The sequence below is a fragment of the Rhodanobacter sp. C06 genome (assembly GCF_002001105.1).
Classification (GTDB): Bacteria; Pseudomonadota; Gammaproteobacteria; order Xanthomonadales; family Rhodanobacteraceae; genus Rhodanobacter_A.
The window spans coordinates 85,900-93,590 of record NZ_MUNP01000040.1; the positions used below are offsets into that span (position 1 = coordinate 85,900).

Below are 7,691 nucleotides of genomic sequence, written 5' to 3' on the forward strand. Positions count from 1 at the left end.
CCCTTGGCTCCGATCAACGCCAGAGCCATTCGCGCACAGGGTGCGCTCCTACATCGATCGCGCCGCCGCCAGCGGCGGATGCAGCGCCGCCTCGTAGCGCTTGCGCAAGGTATCCACGCGCTGCACGTAGACCTGGGTCTCGGCATACGGCGGCACGCCGTTGTAGCGCTGCACCGCGCCGGGGCCGGCGTTGTAGGCCGCGGCGGCCAGGTGTTCGTTGCCGCCGAAGTCGCGCAGCAGCAGGGCGAGGTAGCGCGCGCCGCCGCGGATGTTCTGGCCGGTATCGAATGCGTCCAGCACGCCCATGTCGCCGGCCGTGCCCGGCATCAGCTGCATCAGCCCCTGCGCGCCCTTGAGCGAAAGCGCGCGCGGGTTGAACGCGCTCTCGGCGTGGATGATCGCGCGCAGGAAGGCCTCGTCCACGCCGTACTCCACGCTGGCCGCGCGGATCGCGTCCGCATAGGCGGTGAGGTTGAGCGGCACGCTGCCCCAATGGATGGTCGAATGCAGGTTGCAGGCGAAGCAGGTGGCGATGTAACTGAACAGCATCTTCGCCTCCTGCGCGGCGCGACCGGCGGGGCGGATGTTGGTGTATTCCACGCTGCCGTCGGCGCGCGCGATGCGGTACACCGCGCCGCGCAGCACGCGGTCGCCCGGCGCCGTGGCGGCCGGCATGTCGGGCAGTGCGCCCGCGCCGCGGCTCGACTGGCTGTAGGTCCAGTGCCCGCGCAAGGCCGCCGGCACGTCTGCGGCTGAAGCGCCTGAAGGGAGCGCCGCAGCGGGCGGCAGCGGATCGGTCGCCGGCAGCCTTGCGGTGCTGAGTACGCCGCCGCGCACCGCCGCCAGCGAGGCCACGACGGCATCGGCCTGCGGCTTCGTGCCCACCACCGCCCCCCGCACCCGCTGCAGCGAAGTTTCGGACGCGCGCCGCGCCGGTGCGCCATAGCTGCCCAGCTTGCGGCAGCCGTGATAGCCCGCGGTGCTGCCGGTGAACACCGCCTCGCCGCTGGAACCGGTGCAACGGTAGAGATTGCCCGCATGCGCCGCTGGCAGCCACAGCGCACCCGCCAGCAGGGCACAGCCCAGCGCGATCCGCTGCGGGATCGTGGTGTAGGACGGGGAGCCTGCGACGGGCCGGCCGACACTCCCCCGGTGGCGCACGGCATCGAACATGCGCGCAGTGTGCCGCCGCGCCGTGTCCGCGCCAAGAGCGGGCGCACCGTTTCGTGCGCCATGCCCGTCCGGAAAGCTCCCCAAGTGCCTGATCCGGCTGGCATGCTTGCTGGCAGGCAGGCGTGTGGCGGCGTAAACTGCGCGGTTCGGCGCGACCCGCGCCGCGCCGCGAGCAACCACGGTAACCAGCACCCATGAGCGGCAAGCTTTTCATCAAGACCCACGGCTGCCAGATGAACGAGTACGACTCGGCCAAGATGGCCGACGTGCTCAAGGCCTCGCACGGCCTGGAGCTGACCCAGGACGAGTCCGAGGCGGACGTTATCCTGATCAACACCTGCTCGATCCGCGAGAAGGCGCAGGAAAAGGTGTTCAGCCAGCTCGGCCGCTGGAAGGAGCACAAGCAGGGTGGCCGCCACGTGGTCATCGGCGTGGGCGGTTGCGTGGCCAGCCAGGAAGGCGAGGCCATCATCAAGCGCGCGCCCTACGTGGACCTGGTGTTCGGCCCGCAGACGCTGCACCGCCTGCCCGAGCTGATCGAGGCCAATCGCGCCACCCACCGGCCGCAGGTGGACATCTCCTTCCCCGAGATCGAGAAGTTCGACAAGCTGCCCGAGCCGCGCGCCGAAGGCCCCACCGCCTTCGTCTCGATCATGGAAGGCTGCTCCAAGTACTGCAGTTACTGCGTGGTGCCCTACACCCGCGGCACCGAGATCAGCCGCCCGTTCGACGACGTGCTGGTGGAAGTGGCCCAACTCGCCGCGCAGGGCGTGCGCGAGGTGAACCTGCTGGGCCAGAACGTCAACGCCTACCGCGGCCCCATGCACGACGGCGGCATCGCGGATCTCGCCGTGCTGATCCACGCCATCGCGCAGATCGAGGGCATCGGCCGGATCCGTTTCACCACCTCGCATCCGCTGGAGTTCTCCGACTCGCTGATCGAGGCCTACGCCAGCGTGCCCAAGCTCGCGAACTTCCTGCACCTGCCGGTGCAGGCCGGCTCCGACCGCATCTTGAGCGCGATGAAGCGCGGCTACACCGCGCTGGAGTTCAAGCAGAAGATCCGCAAGCTGCGCGCAGTGCGCCCGGACATCTGCGTGTCGTCCGACTTCATCGTGGGCTTCCCCGGCGAGACCGACGAGGACTTCGGCAAGACCATGAAGCTGATCGAGGACATCGGCTTCGACCAGAGCTTCAGCTTCATCTTCTCCGCCCGCCCCGGCACGCCGGCGGCCAGCCTCGCCGACGACACGCCGATGGCCGAGAAACACGCTCGCCTCGAACGCCTGCAGGCGGCGATCAACGCGAACGCGAAGGCGATCAACGAGGCGATGGTCGGCAGCGTGCAGCGCGTGCTGGTGGAAAAGCCCAGCACCAAGAACCCGCACGAGCTCGCCGGCCGCACCGAGAACATGCGCTACGTGAACTTTCCCGGCGACGCGCGCATGATCGGCCGCTTCGTCGACGTGCTGATCACCGACGCGATGAGCAATTCCTTGCGTGGCCGGGTGCATGGCGTAACCGAAGCAGCAGCCTGATCCAGCCCCCTCCCCTGCTTGCAGGGGAGGGTTGGGGTGGGGTCGCTTTTGCCGACACCAGAACACCCCTTCCCAGCCTCCCCCTGCAAGCAGGGGGAGGAGTCAAAAGAAGCCAAGAAGCATGACCAACGGCCCCACCGAACGCGATTTCGCCCTCGATCCGGAAGACAACGCTCGGCTCGCCACGCTGTGCGGGCCGTTCGACGAGCACCTGCGCCAGATCGAGCTGCGCCTGGGCGTGGAGATCGACCACCGCGGCAACCTGTTCAAGGCGATCGGCGAGGAAGCCTCCGCGCGCACTGCCGAGAAGGTGTTGCGCGCGCTGTATGCCGTCACCGAGAACGAGACCTTGAACGGCGCGAAGATCAACCTGCACCTGGTCGAATCGGGCGTGGACGCGCGTGCCGACGACGCGGCCGAAGGCACGCAGGACGTCGTCATCAAGGTGAAGCGCGGCGTGATCAAGGGCCGCGGCCCGAACCAGGCGCGCTACCTGCACGCGATCACCACCCACGACATCAGCTTCGGCGTGGGCCCGGCCGGCACCGGCAAGACCTACCTCGCCGTGGCCAGCGCGGTCGAGGCGCTGGAGGCGAACCGCGTGCAGCGCCTGCTGCTGGTGCGTCCGGCGGTCGAGGCCGGCGAGAAGCTGGGCTTCCTGCCCGGCGACCTCAGCCAAAAGGTCGATCCCTACCTGCGCCCGCTGTACGACGCGCTGTACGAGATGCTCGGCTTCGAGAAAGTGGCCAAGCTGATCGAGCGCAACGTGATCGAGATCGCACCGCTCGCGTACATGCGCGGCCGCACCTTGAACGATTCGTACGTGATCCTGGACGAGGCGCAGAACACCACCGTCGAGCAGATGAAGATGTTCCTGACCCGCATCGGCTTCGGCTCGGTGGCGGTGATCACCGGCGACGTCAGCCAGGTCGACCTGCCGCGCAACGTGCGTTCGGGCCTGCGCCACGCGGTGGAAGTGCTGCGCGGCGTGGACGGCATCAGCTTCACGTTCTTCACCTCGCGCGACGTGGTGCGCCACCCGCTGGTGGCGAAGATCGTGCGGGCGTACGAGGCCTTCGAGCAGAAGGACGAGGACGCCAAGTGAGCACGGCGACGGTCCATCTCGGCTATGCCGTGCCGCGCGCCGGCATACCCGCGCCGGCGAGCTTCCGCTGCTGGGTCGAGGCGGCGTTGCATGGCGCGAAGCGGCGCAAGGCCACCGAACTTTCCATCCGCATCGTTGACGCCGACGAGGGCCGCGCGCTCAACCGCGACTACCGCGGCAAGGACTACGCCACCAACGTGCTGTCCTTCGAGGCCGAGCTGCCGCCTGGCCTGAAGCTGCCGTTGATCGGCGACATGGTGATCTGTGCCCCCGTGGTGGCGCGCGAGGCCGCCGAACAGGGCAAGCGCGCACGCGACCACTGGGCCCACCTCACCGTGCATGGCACCCTGCACCTGCTCGGCTACGACCACATCGTGACGGCCGAGGCCGAGGCCATGGAAGCGCTGGAGACGCGCATTCTCGCCGGGCTGGGCATCGCCGATCCTTACGCGGCTTGACCCCTCCCAACCTCCCCCTGCAAGCAGGGGGAGGAGAAAGCCGCCGCGCCGGCACTCCCTCCCCTGCATGCAGGGGAGGGTTGGGGTGGGGTGCTCCTACACCCTGAATTGTCACGGGTTTTCCGCTAGACTTTTGGTCCCGCCCGGCTTCGGGCAGTTGCAACCCGAGTAATGAACGACGACCCCGGCAGTACCAGCGGCCCGGCCCATCGCACCTGGTGGGATCGACTGGGCCACCTGTTTTCCGGCGAGCCGCGCAACCGCGCGGAACTGATCGACGAGTTGCGCGCCGCCCAGGTCAACGGCCTGCTCAGCGCCGACACCCTGCCCATGCTGGAGGGCGCGCTCAAGGTCACCGAGCTCTCCGTCGACGACGTGATGGTGCCGCGCGTGCAGATCGTGATGATCGCCGCCGACTCGCCGCTCGATGAGATCCTCGCCGCCGTGGTCGAATCCGGCCACTCGCGCTTCCCCGTGCATGGCGAGGACAAGGACGACATCCTCGGCGTCCTGCTCGCCAAGGACTTGCTGAAGTTCTTCGGCCACGGCGAGCACTTCGACATCCGCGCGATCCTGCGCCCCGCGGTGCTGATCCCCGAGTCGATGCGCCTCAACGTGCTGCTGGCCGAGTTCCGCCGCAGCCGCAACCACATGGCGATGGTGGTGGACGAATACGGCGGCGTGGCCGGCCTGATCACCATCGAGGACGTGCTGGAACAGATCGTAGGCGAGATCGACGACGAGCACGACGACGAGGAAGAACCGGCGCTGATCCACGCCCAGGCCGACGGCTCATGGCTGATCAGCGCACTCACCCCGATCGAGGACTTCAACGAGGAAGTGGGCGCCGCGTTCTCCGACGAGGAGTTCGACACCATCGGCGGCCTGCTCACCGCCGAGTTCGGCCACCTGCCCGAGGCGGGCGAGGAAGCCGGCGCCGGCGACTACCTATTCCACGTCACCGAAGCCGACGACCGACGCGTGCAGCAATTCCGCGTCACCCGCCGCGCACCGGACGCCTGAGCGCACCATTTCCCTCCCTCCCCTGCATGCAGGGGAGGGTTGGGGAGGGGTCGCTCTTGACCAGCGCCAAAACACCCCCTCCCAACCTCCCCCTGCAAGCAGGGGGAGGAGCAGAAGCCGGAAATCATGCGCATCACCTCCTCACTGCTCGCTCTGCTCGCCCTCTTCCTGCTGGCCATTGCCCCGGCCCACGCCAGCGTCGCCAACGCTCCCGGCGCGAACCTGGAAGTGTCGCTGGTTACCTACGGCCCGGGCGACATCTACTGGGAGCGCTTCGGCCACGATGCGATCGAGCTGCGCGACGCCGTCAGCGGCGAGGCGGTGAACTTCAACTACGGCGTGTTCGACTTCAACGAGAAGAACTTCTTCCTCAATTTCGCGCGCGGCCGCATGCACTACCTGATGGATGCCGAGCCCACCGGCGAGGAAGAAAGCTACTACGTCGACGTGGGCCGCTCGATCACCCGCCAGCGCCTCGCGCTCACGCCGGAGCAGGCCGGCGCGCTGCGCGACTTCCTGTTCTGGAATCTGCGCCCCGAGAACGCCGGCTACAACTACGACTACTACATCGACAACTGCACCACCCGCGTGCGCGATGCGCTGGACAAGGCGCTGGGCGGCGTCCTCAAGGCACGCCTCGCCACGCAGCCCGGCGGCATGAGCTACCGCCAGCAGACCGATCGCCTGATGAGCGCGCAACCCTGGCTGATGCTGCTGCTCGACCTCGGCCTCGGCCCCTACGCTGACCAGCCGATGAGCGCCTGGAGCGAAAGCTTCCTGCCTTACGAACTGCAGGCGAACCTGCGCGGCATCCGCGTACCCGACGGCCACGGCGGCAGTCAGCCGCTGGTGCAGGACGAGCAACTGCTCTCACCCAACCGCCTGCCGGTGCCGCCCGGGCAAGCGCCCGACCTGCGCCTGCCGCTGGGCGCGGCCGGACTCGCCTTCGCCCTCCTGCTCGTGGCGACCGCGCGCCGCGTGCCACTCATCCACGCCCTGCTCGCCACGCTGTACCTGGTCGTCGCCGGCCTCGTCGGCCTGCTGTTGCTGATGCTGTGGACGCTCACCAGCCACCACGCCGCCTGGTACAACGCGAACCTGCTGTTGTTCAGCCCGCTCGCCTTCCTGCTGCTGCGCGCCTCGTGGCGCGCCCGCCGCGGCCTCGCACCCGGGCGTTTCGCCAACACCGTGCTGATCCTGCAACTCGCCGCCGTCCTGATCGCCGTGCTGTTGCACCTGCTGCCCGGCACCGTGCAGCAGAACCAGCCCTGGCTGCTGTTCGCGCTACCGGTGTGGCTGGCATTGGCGTGGCGTTTGCGGCAACCAACCATCTGATACCGCGCGTTGCCCAACCGTTGCCTGCGCGGCATCATGCCGGCATGCCCACGTCCCAGTCCGTCACAAGCCCTTCCGCCGACGCCCGCATGGTCGTCAACTGCGTCGCCTACCGCAACGACGGCCAGCGCATCGGCGACGTGGGCATCGATGCGATCAGCGATGTGCTCAAGGAGCCGGACACCTTCGTCTGGGTGGGCCTGCACGAGCCGGACGAAGCGCTGCTGCTGAAGCTGCAGGAGGAGTTCGACCTGCACGACCTCGCGATCGAGGACGCGCAGAGCGCGCACCAGCGCACCAAGATCGAGGCCTACGGCGACTCGCTGTTCATCGTGGTGCAGACTGCCCAGCTCACCGGCGGCCACATCGCCTTCGGCGAGACGCACATCTTCCTCGGCGCGCGCTACCTGGTCACCGTGCGCCACGGCGCCTCGCTCTCCTACGCGCCCGCGCGGCGCAGCTGCGAACATTCGCCCGACCTGCTCTCGCTGGGACCGAGCTACGGCCTGTACAGCGTGCTCGATTTCATCGTCGACAACCTGCTGCCGATCGTGCGCGACTTCCGCGAGGAACTGCAGGAGCTGGAGCAGGACATCTTCGCCGCCAGCTTCAACCGCGACACGGTGCGCCGGCTGTACGACATGCAGCGCGACCTGATGACGATGCGCCTCGCGGTGGCTCCGCTGCAGGACGTGATCAGCCAGTTGGTACGGCTGCATCCGCAATTGATTCCCGACGAACTGCGCGCCTACTTCCGCGACGTGCACGACCACGTGACGCGCGTGAACGACGCGATCAGCGCGATGCGCGAGATGCTCACCGCCGCGATCAACGTGAACCTGTCGCTGGTCACCTTCGGCCAGAACGAGGTGATGAAGAAGCTCGCCGGCTGGGCCGCGATGCTCGCCGCGCCCACCCTCATCACCAGCTGGTACGGCATGAACTTCACCCACATGCCCGAACTCGCCGAATCCTGGAGCTACCCGGTCATCATCGGCGTGGTGGCCTGCGTGGTGGGCGGGATCTACCTGGGGCTGAAGCGGGCGAAGTGGTTGTAGG

Annotated in this window: 7 protein-coding genes; 6 read left to right on the top strand and 1 reads right to left on the bottom strand. The window is 68.2% G+C overall.

Annotated features, from left to right (window positions below; genetic code table 11):
- Window positions 1-48: 48 nt before the first annotated feature.
- Window positions 49-1,173 (bottom strand): lytic transglycosylase domain-containing protein, encoded by a 1,125-nt coding sequence (locus B0E52_RS06980; RefSeq protein ID WP_077482949.1) that lies wholly within the window; start codon window positions 1,171-1,173, stop codon window positions 49-51.
- A gap of 194 nt (window positions 1,174-1,367) precedes the next feature.
- Here B0E52_RS06980 and miaB point away from each other — a divergent pair, with 194 nt between their 5' ends.
- The 6 genes from miaB to B0E52_RS07010 all read left to right on the top strand — a co-directional run bounded on the left by miaB (window position 1,368) and on the right by B0E52_RS07010 (window position 7,690).
- Window positions 1,368-2,711, top strand: coding sequence for a tRNA (N6-isopentenyl adenosine(37)-C2)-methylthiotransferase MiaB (gene miaB, locus B0E52_RS06985; RefSeq protein ID WP_077482951.1), 1,344 nt, complete (start codon window positions 1,368-1,370; stop codon window positions 2,709-2,711).
- 121 nt (window positions 2,712-2,832) lie between these two features.
- Complete coding sequence (locus tag B0E52_RS06990; RefSeq protein WP_077482953.1) at window positions 2,833-3,816, top strand: PhoH family protein; 984 nt, start codon at window positions 2,833-2,835, stop codon at window positions 3,814-3,816.
- Complete coding sequence (gene ybeY, locus B0E52_RS06995) at window positions 3,813-4,274, top strand: rRNA maturation RNase YbeY (protein WP_077482955.1); 462 nt, start codon at window positions 3,813-3,815, stop codon at window positions 4,272-4,274. Before B0E52_RS06990 ends, ybeY begins: the two co-directional genes overlap by 4 nt.
- A gap of 171 nt (window positions 4,275-4,445) precedes the next feature.
- Window positions 4,446-5,297, top strand: a complete 852-nt coding sequence (locus tag B0E52_RS07000) for a transporter associated domain-containing protein (protein WP_077482957.1) — start codon at window positions 4,446-4,448, stop codon at window positions 5,295-5,297.
- Window positions 5,298-5,423: 126 nt separating this feature from the next.
- Window positions 5,424-6,632, top strand: a complete 1,209-nt coding sequence (locus B0E52_RS07005) for a DUF4105 domain-containing protein (protein WP_077482959.1) — start codon at window positions 5,424-5,426, stop codon at window positions 6,630-6,632.
- Window positions 6,633-6,721: 89 nt separating this feature from the next.
- Window positions 6,722-7,690, top strand: a complete 969-nt coding sequence (locus B0E52_RS07010) for a magnesium and cobalt transport protein CorA (protein WP_139351612.1) — start codon at window positions 6,722-6,724, stop codon at window positions 7,688-7,690.
- Window position 7,691 lies beyond the last annotated feature (1 nt).